We start from the raw sequence: 18,352 nt of genomic DNA on the forward strand, positions 1-18,352 counted from the left end.
GAGGTGGCTCCGGTTCAGACAAGCGCCGGCGGGCCGGCGTAAGGGTCGATCAAGTCGCGAATCGCGCGTGAGTGGCCCACAGGCGGCGGCGTGGTCCCGGGTCCTACCGGATAAAGAGCTGATTTGTTGAGTGGGTAGGGTTTGAGGTGACCGGCGTTCGCCGCCGTATCTGCCTTGAACAGCGCGAAGGATGCCACTGGATCGTCAAGCGTTCCTGGTGCTCGCCCAGTATGCTCCGCCCAGAGCGCCTTGCGACACTCGCGCGCAAAGCCCCCGACTGCGTCGACGATGCCGACGTGGACCTCGCCATCGTACGTCATGCTTCTCTGCCCGACATTCGTCGAGCCAATCAAGACAAGCTCATCGTCGACGATCATGAGTTTAGAATGAACGTAGACGTCGTCGGTGCCATTTTGGAGCGACGCCACGACGATGTCGCCAGGCGAGCCCGCCAAACGGATGGAGAGTAGGTAATTTACTCCGAGGTCGCGCTGGTACTTCTGGTAGATGTGCGCCGCATCTTCGGCATTACTCGGCGTCAGCACCACGACATTGACGCCGCGCCGCATCGCCTCGCCTAGTTGATACACGATGTCGACATCGCGGCCGGGGCTGGCTGGGCGTGAGAATCGCGGTGGGTAGTCCCACGGCAGGAAATACTGGTCCTCGATATAGAGGTAGGCGGAGGCCGTGCGGATCGCGTTAAGATACGAGGCCCAAATGGTGAACTCGCCGCGCGGCGACCAGCTATAGCCGGAGAGGGCGTTCGTGATGCCGAAGTTCCGCAGCACTTGGACGGAGTGCGTCCCTCCAGCCGGCGCTCCCCCAACAGGCGTCGTGATGAGCGGCTGCGGTGGCAGCAGCGGTTTCATGCCAAGGGTGCGGGAGCTGTCGTTCCATCGCTCGCGGAAGCACAGATCGAGATCCGCGACAGCGGGACCGGTGATCGCGACGCCTGTGTCGTGCGTTGGTGCACCGGCAGGGTCTCGGCCGACGACGAAGGTCGCGTGTGTCGAGTCGTCCCAGCGGGTCTTCGAGATGTCGATTGAGCCGAGCACCGCCGTACTGCCCCTGGGCATTTTAAACACAGCCACTTTCTGATGATTGCTCCCTGCCGGTGGAAAGCGATTGTCAAGGCACGCCGTCCAGATGCCGTGCTGCAGTCGAAGTCGGTCGATGGCGAGTCCATTGGTAACGACAGATCCAGTATGCGAGGAAAGGAGGGGATAGATGGCCGCGCCGGCCGTATGCGCGCTGCTCATATCCTCAAGCGCCGTTGGCGGAGTCGGATAGCCGAGCGGGTTGACGGCCTCGAACCGCCAGCCCGTATGATAGGCTTCCGTCAGCCCGGCTTTGACCATGTTCAAATGCCAGCGCTTCATGTATGACTTGCCGTCGATCAGCAATTCGACGGTATTGCCATCGGTCGAGACGGAAAGCTGGGGTCCCGATCCTCCAACCGTATGGCGACTCTGTGGGACGCCAAGTACATTACCAGCGAGGGGGAGAAACCATTTTGTCTTTAGTTGGTCAAGCGAAGCCATTGGTTCTCCGTGCTAGAATCAAACCGGCGTGATGATGGCCGGATGAAAAACGACATTTGTGTGGCCGACCTCGTTGAGGACCTTGAGGCGAAGGTCAATCTGCTCGAAAGTGCGATTCGATAGAAATACGTAGTCCGTTGTCCCGGGCGCAAGCCACGGCGACGCATTCTGAAACGTGGCCTCAGAAGCGGAGCGAAGCTGGACGAGGAGGCGGGTACGCTGACCCGCGTTTTCCCAGCTCAGGTGGATCGCCGGTAGCCGGGTTGCTCCGGCTGGGATCGGCGCCTCGAACGCAAACCTTTCCCCGGAATCGTCAATCCTTATCCATTCAGCCACAGTGATCGCAGGCGGCTCGGGCGGAAACTCGTCGAATGCTCGGGCCCAGATCGCCGTCGACGGCTCGGACACATTGCCGCCATGCCCGCGCGGGTCCGGATCTGTCCGGTCAATTGCCACGACCCGGTACCAAAGGTCGCAAAGCCCTGGTGCGGGATCATCGGCCCATTCGACAGTAACTGGACGATTCGCTGGATCGGGATCGGCCGCAATCGCCGCTCGGAACATCATTGTCCGCAGATCACGCGCATCAAGCTCGCTCGACGCCCGGTAGACCCGATATTCGAACAGATCGGGTTCCCGATTCGATGCCCATTGCAGCGTTACACGACGGTCGCCGCCGAGCGCATGCGTGATCGCCGGCGCACGAGGCGGCGTGACGTCGGGCAACCGCACCGGGGTCGCGCACGCGCCGAGAACACTTCGGTTCTGCGCACCGTCGACGAAGGAGGCGCGATAGAGTAAACGGTTCGTAGCCCGACCGTCAACTTTGTCGACATAGGCACAGCGCGCGGACGATGGAGCATAGCCGGCGGGATCGTCCGGGCCACGCCGGTCGGGCGCATCGGCAGCAGCCAACGGTTTGATGGTGACTTGGACAAAGGCCCGCTCGCATCCCTGTCGATTCGCGAGGACGCGCAGCGCGTCGTCGCTGAAGGCGCGGTAGAGGGCCATCGCACCCGGCTTCGCCGCCGCCTTCTGCGCCAGAGAGGGCCCGATTGGCAGAAGAGCTCCGATGGCATTAATTAGCTCGGCGACTTGCGCTTTTTTCTCTGGCGTCCAAATCGGCTCTGCCGCGACATCCGGAAATGCGGGGTCGGCAGCGGTAAGCGGCGTGCGCGGCTGTGCCGCCCAGTCGGCATCGAATACCGCCTCATCGAGCGCGCGCCAGACGTGTGCGGACAAGTTCGGCTGCGGCACCCAGCGGAAAGTGTGGTACGAATGGCCGTGCCAGTCTGCAGGCGTCGCGTAGACCCGGTCGCTGTCGACAATCGGCGACGGGGGGGCGGGCCGCTGCCGCCAAACCCGGAATACGCGCTGCGCAGGCGCGCACTGACTTTCGTTTCCGGGTCGCTCCGCGAATGGGCCCGCGCCCGGCCAACGGTCCGCTGTGCTGGGCGTGGAATCCGCGGCGGTCGCGCTTACATTGGCATAATCGATCACCTTGTCAAGGCTTGGGGCGAGCGGCACACCACCCGCCATCGGCCCGCCCCCCGCAGCCGGCAAGAAGACCTCGTAGATGCGGGTTCCGTCTCCCTCGTATGTGACGTTGTTGCCGTAGGCGCAGACGAAGAAACGGTCCTGCCATGCGGCCGGCTCTTGCCAGCCTGCCGGCGGGGCGGAGCCCCCCGACCAGTAGAGACGAAACTCCGACACGTTCGGAGCCCGCTGCTGCTGCTCCGGGCTCCAGCGCCATCGGAGACGCAGTCCGATCGTCGCTGCCCCCTCGGGACCGAGCCCGACTCGCCAGGCATCGTAGGCGGCGTCCTTCACAACGATGGGATCGTCGGGGTCGAGCACGTACGCCTCAACCCCTAGCGGCACGGGAGGCCGCGTTTTGTCGATGATGCGGACAGCCTGCGGATGGATCTCGGCGTCGACGCTGCTGCCGACGTAATACCAGGGCCGCGGAACCGGCTCCGGCGCCCACTGCCACCAACTGGCGTATGGGCTCCTCGGGCTGAACCGGCCCAAGAGATCAACCGCGACGAGTTGGTATGCGTACCATCCCTCGTCTAGCCGCAAATCCAGGTAGCCCGGCTCTTTCGGCGGCCAGGTAGGCAGTGCCGCCGACAGCGGGCCAGGTGCTCCAGCCGGACGGGCCGAGACGAGCGGCTGATTTTTCGTCAGCCAGTTCCGCGCCTCGGCCGGCACCACAGGCGTGTTCTCCGTGCCGCAGTCGGCGCGGTAGACATGGTGCATGACAGGCGCGCGTGGATCGAGCCAGCCAAGCACTGATGGTCCGTGGGGCCAGTCGAGACCGGCGCTCCCGGCCGCGTTTCGCACGACGCCAGCGTCGTCCCGGACCGGCCCGCCGGGGAGGGCGTAGACGACGGTGCCAGCGGGCGAGGCAACAGGAGCCTGCGGCTCAACCTGCAATCCAAAGACGATCCAGGCGTCGATCCCGTCATCGAAACCCGACTGAACGATGTGCGCGAGAACTTTGCGAGGATCGCCGCCAGACACGCCTACGTGGTCCGCAACAATCATGTAGTCGAATATTGCGCCTGGCTGCGCCGTCTCATCGGTCCAGGAAAGTCCGAGCATCTCGGCGATCGGTCGATGGAGCGATCCAGCCATGACTATGTCGAGCGGGTGCAAGCTCCTGAGCGCCGGCGTCGTCCGGTTCGGAGGCGCTGGTAGCGGGATGGTGCGCGAAGCGGCCGTCATGGGGCCGGCGCCAGGCCCACCTTGGATCAGCCGGATGCAAGCGTCGTGCAAATCCTTAAATGCTGCGCCGGCCCAAGTCCCGGGCGCACCGTAGCGAACGCGGCCGACTGCCGCCGCCTCGGCAGCCGCCCGATCGACCGCGCCGGTCCATGCGGGGTAGTCCGGATGACGTGATGGCAGAGACAACGGTTGAGGACAGTGCGGTACCGGTTGCCACCCAGCCGTTGCGGCATCACGCAACTCGCCCCAGCAGATATCGAGAATAGCGGCGTCGCTGCCGCCGACGCGCACGCCGCTCATCCGGTCGGCGAGCAGCTCGACAACGGCGATCGTTCCCGGCGTGCCGACCGCTTCATGAGAAGCGACCGTCATCGCATCGGCGAGGTCGGTCCCGGGCAACTGGTCAAGCCCTTCTATGAGGATCCTTTGGTAACCGGTTCCGACCGGTGTAAAGCAGATCTGAAGCAGACGCAGCAGCCCTTGAACAGGCCGGATGCGCACCTGCACGATTTCTTCGCCAGCAATGCGGATAGTCTGCAGCTCATCGGCGGCGACAACGATGCTTTGCTGCGCTGAACTCCGCCCAGTACTGTCGAAGCCTTCAACGACGATAGCAGTGCCTACTCCGATTAATTGAATATCGACCGCGCCCGCGCCCCCCGGCAGCAGAACCTCAAGTGGCGCGCCAACGACCAGCATGGGCAGTCCGCCAAGCTCCTTAGACGGCACGGTCACCGCGCGAGCGGCACCGGCACGCGGTCCGCCTCCACTAATTTCGACGCCGTCGATCGTTATCGGTAGATGTACGAGCTTCGGCAGCGCGATAAAATCAATGCAACGGCGCGCTCTGTGCGGCTCACCAAACGCGATTTTGAGTCGAATCTGGCGCATCAACCGGTCCGTCGCGCGGTCAAAGCGAACATACGGACGGTCCCTTAGATCGATCCCCTGGACGCCCGGCGACGGCCAATTGCTGGTAAAGACGAGTGGTACCGGGCTCGTCAGGCGGCCGTCGCCGAGCAAGAGCTCGGTTTGCCCGGGATTCGGCGGCTGACCTTGCGCCGAAATGCAGACTTGGCGCACTTCCCTGTTTCCCCGCCGGCGGAACAAGAAAAAGCCGTGCCACGGAAACGCGCGCTCGTGCGATGTCGTCCAGCGCAGATGTATTCCGTCGACGAGCGGCGGTTGGTCGGCCAAAGGCGGATTGTCCCCGCGAATACCGAGCCCCACCATCACTAGACTTGACGATTGCAGCCCCAAACCCCTCTCCTGAAAGACCGACAACTACTATTTAACCTGTTAATTTTTTGATCGTGCGCTTGCGCACACGCATTCTCTCCAAAGAAATTAAAAAATACGCATCTAAATTATTTTTCTTAAATCATCCTTTTTAGTTACTTTATAAAATCCGGCTTATATGTCAAGCAAAAATGACGAGTGCGTGGCTTGACTCGCAGGTTCAACTCCAGTTCGCGATAGATCCGGTACACCCGCTTGTGATTCCAGCTAGTCGGCCCTGAAAAATCCGCAGACGCTGGTGCAGTAAGGCTCTGAGGTCAGAATGGTGTTGTGGGATTTGCAAGAGGCAGGCATATTGATGCGAGATTCCTGCAAATTTCGACGAGGTTCGGATGGGTCCAAAGACGCTGGTGTCTGAGGGGGATTTATTCCGCCAGCCGCTGCGCGAGCAGATCAACTTGAAGCATCCGTTGGTTCGCTTGGCCGATCTAATTGACTGGGACCGATTGAGCACGGCGATGAGCGCGAGTTTCGTGTCGCAGCGCGGCTGAGCGGCAACGTCGCCSCGTTTGATCGCAGGGCTGCTGTACTTGCAGTATGCGTTCGACCTGTCGGATGAGGATGTGATTTGGCAATGACTGAAGAACCCGTATTTGGGTACGCCAGGAGACCGGCAAGGTGTAGGTGGTGAGAGTCCACTACGATGAAGGCATAGCGAGCCACATCGCCCCCGAGCCGTGCGCGGGCATCCGTGAGGAGGTCAGCGAAGCGTCGGCAGGGGAACGTGCAGGCCAGCCATGGAGCCACGAAATGGTTGATATCCCGGATGCCGACGCGCTCCAGTACGTGGAAGGCAATATGAGCGGGCGCGACATCGCGAGTGCCTGCCGATCCGGCGTGGTCGTAGAACCTGGCATGCACGCAAGCGCCTTGCACGGGAGGCGGGAGATCTCACGTCTGACCTGGCGCTGTAGCGGTATTGGCCAGGCCCGCATCGGGAAGGCGAGGAGCCGAAGCCGATGATGCACGGGCGTGAGAAGTCAGACTCCGCCGTAGTAGCGAAGAAACCTGCGAACAAGGTCGGGGAGCCGGCCGCGCAGTGGGTGGAGCCAAGGGCGGGGACCGAAGGGAACGCGAACCAGAATCGCACGTGCCGGGCGCAGATCGTGTCGCGCGATCGCGCTGGTATTGACGCCGAAGGCATCACGCGTGGCGCGCCGCAAGCAATACAAGTGGCCGACCGATGGCATCTGTTGAAGCATCTTGGCGATGCTATTGAGCGCGCGCTAAGTCGCTGTCCAGCCAGCGGCCTATCCGCGAAGTTGCACGCTCGCTCGATCATGAAGACGCTTGTCTCGCATTGCCAGCGATCGAATCGAATTGGCCCGGCGTGGCAACCACATCGCGCGCAAAGGAGCAACAAGCGCAGCGGCGCGAAGCGCGGCTCGCACGCTACGAATCGGTCATGCGCCACCATCAAAGTGGGATGGCAATCCGCGCGATTGCGCGCATCATGGCATTGGATCGGCGTACGGTGCGGCATTGGATCCACGCCGGTGGGTTTGCGGAGCGGGCGCAACGGTCACCCGCGGTCAGCAAGTTGGATCCCTATCGCCTGAGGCTTCGCACAACATATTGGCAAAATGCTCTTCTATTGCCATCAATAGCACGTGAAATTGGCTACCCTTCCGCCTGCGGGGAAAATTTCGCTTCACGCCCGTTATCGCCCGCTGCCGTACCACATACGACGATTACACCACCTGGTAATGTCCGGCACAACATGCGGTTTGCCTGAATCGACATGCCGCGTCCATCGCGGTGATGCAGGAAAGAGAAAACGCCCCCTCCAGCGAAGTGTAAGGTATGCGAGACTGTCTCATGCACACGCACGATTTCATGCCTTAAGATCTGCGAGAGATCATCGATCTGCACTCGCCGAATTTCGACAAGGGTGGCACTGATATCACCCGATTCGGAGACAAGATATTTATCCCCTTCGGGTCCCTCGACGAGATAACTGCCGTCCGGGAAATCGGTTCGTATGCTGTTGGAAAGATTGACGAACGTCATGCGCGGTGCCACAGCCGATGTGGAATGCGTTGCTTGGAATAAGTTCCGATCATCGCGGGGCTGCTGTACTTGCAGCATGCCTTCGATTTGTCGGATGAGAAGATGATCACCGATCTCTCCGAGATCCGTTTGCGCTGTCCAAGCATCCACTTATGTTAACGGAAGCGCATTACATCGCTGACTAGCGCGCTTGCGGATTGTTCGCGTCGCCGACCCACCGCTTCGTGTTGTTCAGCGCGTACATCAAGTTCCAGAACTTGTTGCTCATCGCGTTTTCCTCATTCAATAATCGTCTGAAACCGAGCCAGCGCGTCCTCAACCACTTCAACTGGCGCACGTTCGAGCTTACGCGCGCCGCGTGCCTCCAGGTCGAGCATACGCGCCATGTTGACGAGCGCTACACCTTGCGTCTCGGTTCCAGAACCGGAAAGCGGTACGGCGAACCCAGCAAAGCGAGCCGATGCGCCGCCTTGGGTGATCGGGGCAACGAGCGCCACGCCCAAGGCGTTGAACACCGCCGGAGATAGAACGAGCGCCGGGCGAAAATCGCCTTGCTGCTCTCGCCCGACAGTCGGGTTTAGGCTCACCCGCACGATATCACCGCGCTCGAACTTGACCCTCCTCACCAAGCCTCACGCCCCACCGGTTTGACCTCACTCCATGCCGCCATGTCCTCCGGAAAAAAAGCCTTCGTGTCGCATTGGGCAACAAGATCATCCAGCGAATACTTGCGGCGGGCTGGGGCCAGCATTACGCCATCCGGACGCACGTCGGCGTTTAGTGAACTGCCGATCGACGCGTTGATCTGCTCGAGCAGCACACTCGGCAAACGAACTGCCGCGCTATTGCCCCATTTTTGAATCTTGAGTTCCATCGCAACCTCCTAATGTTTATCCATTGTAGAAACACACGACAAGATTGGCAAGCGCTTTGTGCCTTTAAGTAGGGCGGTTGACGCCATAAATCAGTGTATATGCGGATCTGGCGATTGCTTGGATGTGACGCGGAAAGACCCCATGGTTTGAAATACAGCCTGTTCTATGGTCAGAGCGGCACAAGCGTCATTGGCTACGGTAATGAACGCAGCCAGGGCGACCATCGCCACTATCGTGACCGTGAAGTACCCTACGTTTTTTTGATGGCGGGACAGATGGTGAGGGACTTTTGGGGGGAGGTTGGACGCAAAAGGAGCGGAAAATGAGCAAACTGACAGTCCATGTGAGTGGCGCACGTGATATGGGACAGCGGTTCGTGAATGCCTTTGAGCGCACGGCCAGAGGCGAGCATTTTAAGGAAAGTCACGTCACGTTTCTCTCGTGGCAGGAAATGGTGGCGGCGCTGACGCCAAAACGGCTGGGGCTGCTACGCTATTTGCACCGAGAAAGCGCGGATAGCGTCAAAGCTTTGGCCTGCGCTTTATCGCGTGACTACAAGCGCGTGCAGGCTGATGCGGTAGCCCTAGAAATTGCCGGTCTGGTCGTGCGGGAAAACGGCCGCTTGACGGCGCCGTGGGAGGCACTGGCCGCTGAGGTGGCCTTGTAAGTGATGTGCTCGATGAGCACGCCGCCATTTCCCCTGAAATGGCGCTACCATTGAGGCCTGGTGTAGCGTTCCTAATTGGGTCATCCGGCTCCGACGCTACAGGATCCATCCTTCGCGCAAGCGTCGCCGAATGTCGGTGACGGCGTCACCTAGTCTTTTTGAGCGCACGCGTCGGCGGGCGTGGCCGCCCAATAGGGCCGGTGGTCCGACCCGATGCGGACTTAGTTGGTGTGCGCTGCCGCACGCGCCGCACTTTTTCAGCGTCGGCATTTGCGCGCTACAGCGCGGCTAAGTTGCCTTCCAGCGTGCCAATGTGCTGGCGTGCGTCCCCCAGTTGCGCCTGCAGCGCTTGCCGCTCAGCGCGGCGCTGGGCGTCACTTTCGTCGGCGCGTCGCACCGCCGCATCCTGTTCCTTGATCAGGCGCGCGCTGATGCTGCGCTCATGCTCGGTCTCCAAGAGCGCGCGCTTTTCGGCCGCTTGCAGCCGTGCTTCGGCGCGCGCGGTGTCGGCCCGCAACTTATCGAGTTCGCGGGCAAAATCGGCGCGCGCCTGGGCGAGCGCCGCGTCCCGCTCCTGTGCGTCGCGTTGCAGGCGCTCGACTTGCGCGTGCAGCGTCTGGCGCGCTGCCTCAGCCGCCACCAGCGCGCGCTCGAGTTCCTGCAGGCGTGCCTGTGCCGCGAGCCGCGCCGCGCGGTGTTCTTCAAGGGTGCGTTCGGCGTGCGCGGCAGCTCGCGGGCGGCGGCTACTTCGGCGGCGGCCGCGTCGCGCTCGAGGCGCATTTCATCAGCTTTTCCGCGACCTGCCAGCGGTCTATTCTCCGCCTGGCAGCTTGCTGTTTTTAAGCTAGTGGTTCGTTGCCGACCGCGCGGGCCTCCGGCTTCTGAGGGCATCTTAATACCAGCAGGCGCACCGATGCCCGGGTTTCGCGTTGCGCTAGTAAGTGCAGTGGCAACCCTTCTTCGTTTAACCGCAGGGTGTGGTTTTCATTGTTCAGTGGCTAGGCGCGCAACGCCTATTTAGGCGTCACGAGCTGCAACCCCGGCAGGTCGGCAAAGTCGGCGCGGTTAAGTGCATTAGCGCGTCCCCGTGCTCGATCGCCTGCGCCGCGATCCACAAATCATTGTAGCGAGGCCGCGGTGATCGGCCAGACTGCTTGACAGCGGCCGCAAGCACGCCGAACGCAGCGGCAGTCTGCCGCGACACCTCACGAATCGGGCGCCGCTCGAGCTGTTGTAGATAGGCTGCACGCACGGCTCGCTCAACAGGATCCGTGCAGGCCTGCACACCAAATCCAAGTTCACCCAACGAAATGACCGAGATGAACACGGATGCATCGCCAGCGAGTTCAATCACGGTTTGCGAATCCAGCGTTTTTGCGGCCAACGCAACCCAAATGCAGCTGTCAAGGATTACGCCCATGGATCTCGCACGCTGTCATCCAAGTCAGTACGGCTGTCAGCGAGCCAAGCCTGGGCCTGCAGCGGCGTGAGCGCTACGGGCAGCCCCGCGAGCGCTTGGGCAGCGGTCATGGTCGGCTCGGGGGGCACAATTCGAGCCACCGGAACATGGTTGCGCTCGATGATGACGGTTTGGCCTTGGCGCGCGACGGTATCTAAAACCTGACGGGTTTGTCGGGCAAGCTCGGTGGCAGTGATTGCCTGCATGTTGACCTCCGAATAAGGATCAATACGTATTTTACGTATCCTGTCGCCTTATGTCGATTACATATTTCACAAGTGCGCGTGACAGCCAATTACAGCGACATTACGCGGTTGGTCGCTGCGTCAGTTCAGCATGCTCTCGATGCATACCTCGACGTGCTTGGTCTGCGCGAGGATGACCGGCCCGACGATGAGCCGCCGTCACCCGGGTTTCGGATATAAAGGAGACAATCGGATCGGAAATGCGCGCTACGCACACGACTGACTGAATGCTAAAAGTCTACGCGTCGATTTTTACAACGGCGTCTCGGCAGTATGGCAAGTTTTCTTGAGCAAAAAAAATCGCGTCCAAAGCTTTGCTTCCTGACGAAGTGCTCAAGTGCATGGCTCGGTTGTGGCAATTCGATATGCCTTTGGAGAGCGTAGACGAGAACCGACTGGATATGGACTGATAATCACGATCGCCCGAACATGGTCCTGGGCGCATTGACGCCAAAGTCGCGGCTGGCCCTGGCCGCATAAAAAGACGATAGGGTAAAACAAAACGTTGCCGATCAAGCCAGATGGCACTAAAATGTATTGCAAATGTAATACATGAGGGCGCCATGATGAAGACAGCGACACTCCCAGCACTGCGTGTCGAGCCCACGCTACGACACGCGGTGGAAGAGGTGCTAAACGAAAGCGAGACACTATCGGCGTTTATGGAGTCGGCCCTACGGGCCGGTGTCGCGCATCGACGGCTGCAGCGAGCCTTCATCGCACGTGGCCTTGCGGCCCGAGAAGAGGCGCAGCGCACTGGCGAATATGTGCAGGCCAATGCAGTACTGACTGAGCTTGAGGATATGCTTGACGCGGCGCGCTCCGCCCGCGGGGCGCACGGTTGACTTACCGCGTTCGCTATACGCGTGCCGCGCGAGCAGATTTGGTGCGGCTGTACCAAGTCCTGCTTGAGCAGGACTTGGATGCGGCTGCCCGCGCGCTCGACGCGATCCACCGGGGTGTCGACGTACTGCGTACCTTTCCGTTTACATGCCGCAAGGCTGAAGGGGAAAATCCGTTCCTGCGCGAATTGATTGTATCGTTTGGCTCATCGGGTTATGTCGTGCTGTTCGAGATTGAGGAAGGACACACGGTCGCGATCCTCGCGGTACGTTCGCAACGGGAAGAAGACTATTATTGATGGATATTATTCTTTATCATTTGACATAAGTTGATTTATCGCATTATTAGCGTGTAGAAACCAAGTAGATGGAATGGTCGCCTCCCGCCTCAGCAGCTGTTTCAGCGACTGAGCTGGGTGCTTGGTTTCGGTGCAAATATGCGACAGTGTCTTTTCCATTCTTTCGTGAAGGAGAGATTCAATGGAGCCCACGACGATTGCCATCGACCTGGCTAAGCGCGTTTTTCAGATCCACTTTGTCGATACGGACGGCACGATTCACAGCAAGGCGCTCAAGCGCGCCCAGATGTTACCGTTCTTCGCCAACCGGCCAGCGGCCCGGATCGTCATGGAGGCGTGCGGTAGCGCCCACCACTGGGCTCGGCAACTGAGCAGGCTTGGGCACGAAGTCAGGCTCATTGCTGCCCAGTTCGTGCGCCCGTTCGTCAAGTCGAATAAGAACGACGCGGCAGACGCGGCCGCCATCTGGGAGGCTTCCCAGCGCCCAGGCATGCGCTTTGTTGCCGTCAAATCGGCGGACCAAGTCCTTCAGTCTCCTCGCTTCCGACACCTGCATGCCGCCGAACCTCGCCCGCCACGTGTAGAACGACGCGTCACTGAACCCGTGCTGCCTGCATAGATCTTTGACCGGCACACCGGCCTCGGCTTCCTTCAGGAAACCGATGATTTGCCCTTCTAAAAAGCGCTTCTTCATGTTCGTCTTCCCCTCCGAAAACGGACTCTACGTAGTCGGTCCTGAATAAACCGCAGACGCTGGTGCAGTAAGGCTCTGAGGCCAGAATGGTGTTGTGGGATTTGCAAGAGGCAGGCATATTGAGGCGAGATTCCTGCAAATTTCGACGAGGTTCGGATGGGTCCGAAGACGCCGGTGCCAGAGGGAGATTTGTTTCGCCAACCGCTGCGCGAGCAGATCAACTTGAAGCATCCGTTGGTTCGTCTGGCCGATCTGATTGACTGGGACCGATTGAGCACGGCAATGAGCGCGAGTTTCGTGTCGCGCCGCGGCCGACCGGCAACGTCGCCGCGTTTGATCGCGGGGCTGTTGTACTTGCAGCACGCCTCCGACTTGTCGGATGAGGATGTGGTCTGGCAATGGCTCGAGAACCCATATTGGCAGGTGTTCACCGGCGAAACATACTTGCAGACCAAGCCGCCGATTGATCCGTCGAGCCTGACGCGCTGGCGCAAGCGGCTAGGCGAAGCCGGCGTTGAAGAACTGCTGGCCGAAACGATCGAAGCGGCTAAGCGAGCCAACGTCATCAAGACCTCGAGCCTGAAGCGGGTGATCGTCGATACGACGGTGATGGAAAAGGCGATTGCGCATCCCACCGATTCGCGCCTGCTCGAGCGTTGCCGGGAACATCTAGTGAAAGCTGCTGCCCGGCACAGGCTGAAGCTGCGACAAAACACCAATCGCGAGGCCCCGCGCCTGGCAAGCCAGGTAGGCCGCTATGCGCATGCGAAGCAGTACAAGCGGATGAACAAAGCGCTGCGCACTTTGCGTTCTCGAGTGGGGCGCGTGATGCGTGATCTGGAACGGCAACTGGACGGGTTAGCTCAGCAAAGTCGCGCAGCGTTGGACGAGCTGATCAGCCGCACGAAGCGGATTCTCACGCACAAGCAGAAGGACAAAAACAAGTTGTATGCGCTGCATGCGCCGGAAGTCGAGTGCTTGGCGAAAGTGCGACGTGAAGTCGCAAACATCATTGTCTCGCCCGCCCACAAGGTTGGTGACGAGACCGGCCGTTCCGTCGGCCGTAGCCTACCTGTGCATGCGTTGCCGGCAACAGCGACGTGTGAAGCCACGGGGACAACGTGTCGGGCCTTCTGGCCGCGTCGCCTTCCGCGAGGAAGAGACGTCATCTGCGAGCATCAATGCGGATGGGATCCCAGGCTGAGTGGCATGGTCAACAGATGTGAACTGCCGCAGGCATCGTTAGGCACGACAAGCCAAAGATGCTGACAGGCTTGAACCAAAACGGTAAGTGGTCGGCTGCTCCTCCCTTTGCTACGGAGCACACGGACAGGAAGACCACCGGTGTACAGGCAGGACCTACTCCACTCGTTGTGATGTTTGTGGAACACGGTAAGCCCGACGTGCCGCCGGCGAAGGCAGGCCAACCGCAAGGAAGGCTGATGGCACAGCGGGTAGAGGAACGCGGAAAAAGCGAAGGCCGCTCGGTAACCGAGTGGATACGGGTTGCAATATCACCCGGCGTGAAAGCGAGCCCACTTCCGCAAGGTCGTCCATGGCAAGAGAACTTGAGAATCCGCGATAAGGAGGAAGGCAGATGACGGAGCCAGCGCAGACGGTGAAAGCCGTGGCGGGCACTGGTGCGCCTCCAGCCTATGGGCAAGCGTGGAACCAGATTAACTGGGACAACGTAACCGCCAAGGTCACGCGGCTGCAAGTGCGTATTGCCAAGGCAACACGGGACGGTAGATGGAACAAGGTTCAGGCCTTGCAACATCTGCTGACCCACTCGTTTCACGGCAAGCTTCTCGCCGTGAAACGAGTGACGCAGAACGCAGGCAAGAGAACGGCAGGTGTCGACGGCAGGATCTGGGCGACGCCGATGTCCAAGTTGAAAGCGGCACAGTCACTGACGCACAGGGGCTACCAAGCGTTACCGCTACGGCGCGTGTATATCCCGAAGAGTAATGGAAAGGAACGCGCACTCGGCATTCCGACCATGCGCGATCGGGCTGTTAAGCGCATCTGAAATTTGAGCCACTTCGCGCGTGATCGCGCAAAGTAAAAGTGAGCCAATCGTTACATTTTTGGTGCCAGGACGTGGCCGGCCTTTCGTTGTTGTTTAAGTCGGTAGCTGTCTCCTTTGATCTGAATGATATGGGCGTGGTGCAGGATGCGGTCAAGCATGGCCGCAGTTAGCGTTGCATTGCGCCCGAATGTTTCGTCCCATTGGGTGAACGGAAGGTTACTGGTGAGGATCATTGAACCGCGCTCGTATCGCTTTGCCACGATCTGGAAGAAGTGGCTGGCTTGGTCTTCCGAGAGGGGCAAGTATCCGATTTCATCGACAATGAGCAGTCTTGGGCCGAGGACGTTGTGTCGAAATACGGCGTCGTAGCGTTCCTGGCAGCCGTGCTGCTTCGAGTTGCAACATGAGATCGGCCGCCGTGATGAACTTGGTCTTGATACCCGCTTGTGTTGCGGCGTATCCGATTGCAATCGCCAGGTGCGTTTTGCCGACACCGGATGGACCAAGCAACACGGCGTTCTCACCACGTTCGATAAAGCGCAGCGTGGCTAATTCGTCAATGGCCTTGCGCGGAGCGCCCACAGCGAAACTGTAGTCGTAATCGTCCAGCGTCTTGATCGCCGGAAATGCCGCCATGCGTACCAGTGTCTGTCGCGATCGAACCTGCCGTATCTCGCGTTCATGTGCCAGCACGTGCTCAAGAAAGTCGAGGAAGCTCCACTGCTTGGCCGCGGCGTCGCTGGCCAGCGCGACATAGCGTTGCATGAGCCCTTCAAGTTTTAAACTCTGGCAGTGATCGTCGATACGTTCTTGCTGCAGATTCATGCATGCACCTCGGTCAGCAATTGCTGGTAGACCGACAAGGGATGCTGCAACGATATGGCTGAAGGTGCCGACGGTCTGCCGACCGGCGTGGTTACCCATAGCTGTGTTGCAAACGCGGGCAAGCTGCGCAGCGTGTCTCGTTCGCGCTCTTCGAGAAGCGTTGCTGGTGGCGCTCCCGTGACCGGGTGCACCCGTTGGTTTGCAACGTCTCGCAGCCATTTGCCTACCTCGGCGTTGGCCGTATCGACGTCCAGTACCATACCCGACTGCTTGAGCCAACTGGACAGCGGCACATAAAAGTTGCCGCGCAGATACCGATGGAAGCGCTCGACCTTGCCCTTCGTGCGCGCGCGATAGGGCTGGCAGAGTCTGGGCATGAAGCCGTAGCGCTTAGCCAGATCGAGTAGACCTGGATGCCATCGATGTTCACCCTTACCGTACGCATCACGCTCGAGCACGATCGTCTTGGCGTTGTCGTACAGGATCTCGCAAGGCACCCCGCCGAGCGTTTCAAATAAAGCGTGATGGCAAGCAATCAGCGTTTCGGCCTTCTCGTTGGTGGCAAAGCGTGCCCAGCGCCAACGGCTAAAACCGAGCGTGGCGGTGAACGCGTACAGCGGATCAGCGCCGCGACGAAATACGACGAAGTCGCATTGCATCTGTCGCTCCGGCTCGGTCTCGAAGCGCACGAGCGGATCAGGTGCCGGCACAGGTTTGTGCGCCTTCATAAAAGCTTGAATACTGCGCAGCTGCCCTTCATAGCCCAGCGCGCGCAGTTCACGCAGCAACGCTGGAGCGGCGATCGTCTCGGGCCAGGCCGCTTGCATCCTCTCAAGAATGTACGCCTGAAACTGATCAAGCTTGCTCGGCCGTGGTTCACGCTGCTTGTAGCGAGGCACGTCCTGCGACGCCAAGTAACGCGTCACAGTGTTGCGAGACACGCCCAGGCGCCGCGCGATCTCTCGCAACGACAACCCTTGGGCTTTGAGTACATGGACTTGCATCCACTGTTCCTTCTGAAGCATCGCCAGCCTTCGCGCGAAAAAGGCTGACTGTACTGAAAGGTGGTTCACATTTACTTTGCGCGAAGTGGCTCATTTTTACTTTGCGCGCAACAGGGCGATGCAGGCACTGTGGCTCACGGCATTGCTGCCCATCGCAGAAACGACAGCTGATCCAAACTCCTACGGCTTCCGGCCGAAACGCTCGACGGCTGACGCCGTGGAGCAATGTTTTAAAGCACTCGCCAAGCGCAACTCTGCCCAGTGGGTGCTGGAGGGCGACATCCGTGGATGTTTCGACAACTTCAGTCACGACTGGCTGCTGGCGAATATCCCGATGAATAAGGCTGTTCTGCGCAAGTGGCTGCAAGCAGGATTCGTGGACAAAGGTGTGCTGTTCCCCACTGATGCAGGAACGCCGCAAGGCGCAATCGCGTCGCCGGTGCTGGCTAACATGGCACTGGACGGGTTGGAAGAGGCGGTGCGCTCAGTCCTTGGGCCGAGCAAGACCGCTCGTCAACCAGCCAAGGCACACGTCGTGCGCTATGCGGACGAGTTCATCGTGACCGGCGCGAGCCGGGAGTTGCTCGAAAAGCAGGTCAAGCCTGCCATCGAAGCATTTCTCTCGGCTCGGGGCTTGCAACTCGCTTCTGAGAAAACGCTGGTCACGCATATTGCACGAGGGTTCGACTTGCTCGGGCAAAACGTGCGCAAATACGGGAACAAGCTGCTGATCAAGCCTGCACGCAAAAGCGTGCAAGCGCTGTTGAACAAGGTTAGCGAAGTGCTGGGAAAGAATAAGGCTGCCACCCAGTCGCAGGTGATCATGCAACTGAACCCGATTCTTCGGGGTTGGGCGATGTATCACAGGCATGTCGTGGCGGCGGCGACCTTTGCCCGGATCGATCATCTCGTGTGGACGAAGCTGTGGAGGTGGGCCAAACGCCGACATCCACGCAAGAACGCTCTTTGGATCAAAAGGCGTTACTTCGAACGTCGCGGCCTAAGGGACTGGATCTTTGCATGTCATGTGCAGCCACTGGATCTGGCCTTCCGGCCAACGCTATTTCGGTTGACCGGAGTCACCATTACACGCCACACAAAGGTTCGCAGCGATGCCAACCCGTTCGACCCAGCATGGATGCCTTACTTCCAACGCCGCGCAAATGGCTGCTGACAACGCTGTGAATCGCCCGGTCCGATCACCTGGCTGCAGGGACGGCTTGAGCCGTGTGCTGGGAAACTCGCATGCACGGTTCTTAGGGGAGCGCGCGCCGGCAACGGCGCGTGCTTACCCGACGGAAAACCACGCAAGCCGTACGAATTTGGCGTGAAGGTGTCGATTACGACTACGCACAAGGAAGGTCTGGTAGTCGGCGCTCGTTCGATGCCGGGCAATCCGTACGACGGGCACACGTTGGTTGAAGCGTTGGAACAAGCGGCGATCCTGAGCGAGGTGCAACCGCAGATCGCCGTCGTGGACCGTGGTTACAAGGGTGTGGCCATTGATGGCGTGAAAATCTATCACCCAGGCTTGCGACGCGGTATCACGCGAGGCTTGTGCACAATGATCCGACGTCGCAGCGCAATCGAGCCGGCCATCGGACACATGAAGTCAGACGGCAAGCTCGATCGAAACTGGCTTAAAGGGGTGCTAGGCGATGCCATCCACGCGGTGCTGTGCGGCGCCGGCCACAACCTGCGGATGATCCTGCGCAAACTGCGGCTTTTTTACGCCCTGATTCTCCTCGCTTTGCTCAGCTTCAAAACCGCTGCGCCCTCGGCTGCATGACTTCATCTGCGAGCTAAAACGAATTGTTCAGGCCCAACTATTTA

14 protein-coding genes and 7 pseudogenes are annotated in these 18,352 nt (G+C 60.0%); 10 read left to right on the top strand and 11 right to left on the bottom strand.

Annotated elements, in window-relative coordinates; all coding sequences use genetic code 11:
- Positions 1-14: 14 nt before the first annotated feature.
- Positions 15-1,544 carry a phospholipase D family protein gene (locus tag RBRH_RS15910; protein WP_013436793.1) on the bottom strand — a complete coding sequence of 510 codons (1,530 nt, stop codon included), beginning with the start codon at positions 1,542-1,544 and terminating at the stop codon, positions 15-17.
- 18 nt (positions 1,545-1,562) lie between these two features.
- Positions 1,563-5,531 carry a hypothetical protein gene (locus RBRH_RS15915; protein ID WP_157864648.1) on the bottom strand — a complete coding sequence of 1,323 codons (3,969 nt, stop codon included), beginning with the start codon at positions 5,529-5,531 and terminating at the stop codon, positions 1,563-1,565.
- A gap of 371 nt (positions 5,532-5,902) precedes the next feature.
- Between RBRH_RS15915 and RBRH_RS19565 the strand changes: the two are divergent.
- A pseudogene (locus RBRH_RS19565) lies at positions 5,903-6,145 on the top strand (IS5/IS1182 family transposase); the annotation flags it as partial.
- Positions 6,146-7,190: 1,045 nt separating this feature from the next.
- On the opposite strand, the gene RBRH_RS15935 reads toward RBRH_RS19565, so the two are convergent.
- The 3 genes from RBRH_RS15935 to RBRH_RS15945 all read right to left on the bottom strand — a co-directional run bounded on the left by RBRH_RS15935 (position 7,191) and on the right by RBRH_RS15945 (position 8,454).
- Entirely contained in the window at positions 7,191-7,730 is a 540-nt protein-coding gene (locus tag RBRH_RS15935) for a hypothetical protein (protein ID WP_013436800.1), read from the bottom strand.
- Positions 7,731-7,858: 128 nt separating this feature from the next.
- Entirely contained in the window at positions 7,859-8,209 is a 351-nt protein-coding gene (locus RBRH_RS15940) for a type II toxin-antitoxin system ChpB family toxin (protein ID WP_013436802.1), read from the bottom strand.
- On the bottom strand, positions 8,203-8,454 hold the full coding sequence (locus RBRH_RS15945) for an AbrB/MazE/SpoVT family DNA-binding domain-containing protein (RefSeq protein ID WP_013436803.1): 252 nt from the start codon (positions 8,452-8,454) through the stop codon (positions 8,203-8,205). The genes RBRH_RS15940 and RBRH_RS15945 overlap by 7 nt, the downstream gene beginning before the upstream one ends.
- Before the next feature lie 99 nt (positions 8,455-8,553).
- Between RBRH_RS15945 and RBRH_RS20845 the strand changes: the two genes are divergently transcribed.
- Together RBRH_RS20845 and RBRH_RS15950 are read left to right on the top strand one after the other, a co-directional pair.
- Entirely contained in the window at positions 8,554-8,781 is a 228-nt protein-coding gene (locus tag RBRH_RS20845; RefSeq protein ID WP_013436804.1) for a toxin-antitoxin system TumE family protein, read from the top strand.
- Positions 8,778-9,122, top strand: a complete 345-nt coding sequence (locus RBRH_RS15950) for an HVO_A0114 family putative DNA-binding protein (RefSeq protein ID WP_041755140.1) — start codon at positions 8,778-8,780, stop codon at positions 9,120-9,122. The genes RBRH_RS20845 and RBRH_RS15950 overlap by 4 nt, the downstream gene beginning before the upstream one ends.
- 277 nt (positions 9,123-9,399) lie before the next feature.
- Here RBRH_RS15950 and RBRH_RS20850 read toward each other — a convergent pair whose 3' ends face one another.
- The 3 genes from RBRH_RS20850 to RBRH_RS15965 all read right to left on the bottom strand — a co-directional run bounded on the left by RBRH_RS20850 (position 9,400) and on the right by RBRH_RS15965 (position 10,787).
- Positions 9,400-9,762 (bottom strand): hypothetical protein, encoded by a 363-nt coding sequence (locus RBRH_RS20850; protein WP_013436807.1) that lies wholly within the window; start codon positions 9,760-9,762, stop codon positions 9,400-9,402.
- Positions 9,763-10,146: 384 nt separating this feature from the next.
- Positions 10,147-10,476, bottom strand: coding sequence for a PIN domain-containing protein (locus tag RBRH_RS15960; protein ID WP_332415756.1), 330 nt, complete (start codon positions 10,474-10,476; stop codon positions 10,147-10,149).
- Between the two features lie 56 nt (positions 10,477-10,532).
- The gene (locus tag RBRH_RS15965; protein WP_013436809.1) at positions 10,533-10,787 is read right to left on the bottom strand and encodes a type II toxin-antitoxin system Phd/YefM family antitoxin; all 255 of its coding nucleotides are present in this window, start codon (positions 10,785-10,787) and stop codon (positions 10,533-10,535) included.
- A 605-nt stretch (positions 10,788-11,392) separates the two neighbouring features.
- Here RBRH_RS15965 and RBRH_RS15970 point away from each other — a divergent pair.
- From RBRH_RS15970 to RBRH_RS20855, 3 genes and pseudogenes are all read left to right on the top strand, one after another.
- Positions 11,393-11,671: a YlcI/YnfO family protein gene (locus tag RBRH_RS15970; RefSeq protein WP_041755167.1), complete on the top strand. Its 279-nt coding sequence runs from the start codon at positions 11,393-11,395 to the stop codon at positions 11,669-11,671.
- Positions 11,668-11,967, top strand: a complete 300-nt coding sequence (locus RBRH_RS15975; RefSeq protein ID WP_013436813.1) for a type II toxin-antitoxin system RelE/ParE family toxin — start codon at positions 11,668-11,670, stop codon at positions 11,965-11,967. The genes RBRH_RS15970 and RBRH_RS15975 overlap by 4 nt, the downstream gene beginning before the upstream one ends.
- A gap of 181 nt (positions 11,968-12,148) precedes the next feature.
- Positions 12,149-12,493, top strand: a pseudogene (locus RBRH_RS20855) (IS110 family transposase); the annotation flags it as partial.
- Here the strand turns inward: RBRH_RS20855 and RBRH_RS18440 are convergent.
- A pseudogene (locus RBRH_RS18440) lies at positions 12,488-12,661 on the bottom strand (transposase); the annotation flags it as partial. The pseudogenes RBRH_RS20855 and RBRH_RS18440 overlap by 6 nt on opposite strands.
- A 156-nt stretch (positions 12,662-12,817) precedes the next feature.
- Here RBRH_RS18440 and RBRH_RS15985 point away from each other — a divergent pair.
- Together RBRH_RS15985 and RBRH_RS15990 are read left to right on the top strand one after the other, a co-directional pair.
- A pseudogene (locus tag RBRH_RS15985) lies at positions 12,818-13,649 on the top strand (IS5 family transposase); the annotation flags it as partial.
- 609 nt (positions 13,650-14,258) lie between these two features.
- Positions 14,259-14,687: pseudogene (locus RBRH_RS15990) on the top strand (reverse transcriptase N-terminal domain-containing protein); the annotation flags it as partial.
- Positions 14,688-14,740: 53 nt separating this feature from the next.
- On the opposite strand, the pseudogene istB reads toward RBRH_RS15990, so the two are convergent.
- Together istB and istA are read right to left on the bottom strand one after the other, a co-directional pair.
- A pseudogene (gene istB, locus RBRH_RS18445) lies at positions 14,741-15,515 on the bottom strand (IS21-like element helper ATPase IstB).
- Positions 15,512-16,546 (bottom strand): IS21 family transposase, encoded by a 1,035-nt coding sequence (istA, locus tag RBRH_RS16005; protein ID WP_332415808.1) that lies wholly within the window; start codon positions 16,544-16,546, stop codon positions 15,512-15,514. Before istA ends, istB begins: the two are co-directional and overlap by 4 nt.
- A gap of 58 nt (positions 16,547-16,604) precedes the next feature.
- Here istA and RBRH_RS16010 point away from each other — a divergent pair, with 58 nt between their 5' ends.
- Positions 16,605-17,693: a reverse transcriptase domain-containing protein gene (locus RBRH_RS16010; protein ID WP_232509428.1), complete on the top strand. Its 1,089-nt coding sequence runs from the start codon at positions 16,605-16,607 to the stop codon at positions 17,691-17,693.
- Positions 17,694-17,804: 111 nt separating this feature from the next.
- Positions 17,805-18,308 (top strand): annotated as a pseudogene (locus tag RBRH_RS16015) (IS5/IS1182 family transposase); the annotation flags it as partial.
- Positions 18,309-18,352 lie beyond the last annotated feature (44 nt).

Source organism: Mycetohabitans rhizoxinica HKI 454, assembly GCF_000198775.1.
In the GTDB taxonomy this organism is placed as follows: domain Bacteria; phylum Pseudomonadota; class Gammaproteobacteria; order Burkholderiales; family Burkholderiaceae; genus Mycetohabitans; species Mycetohabitans rhizoxinica.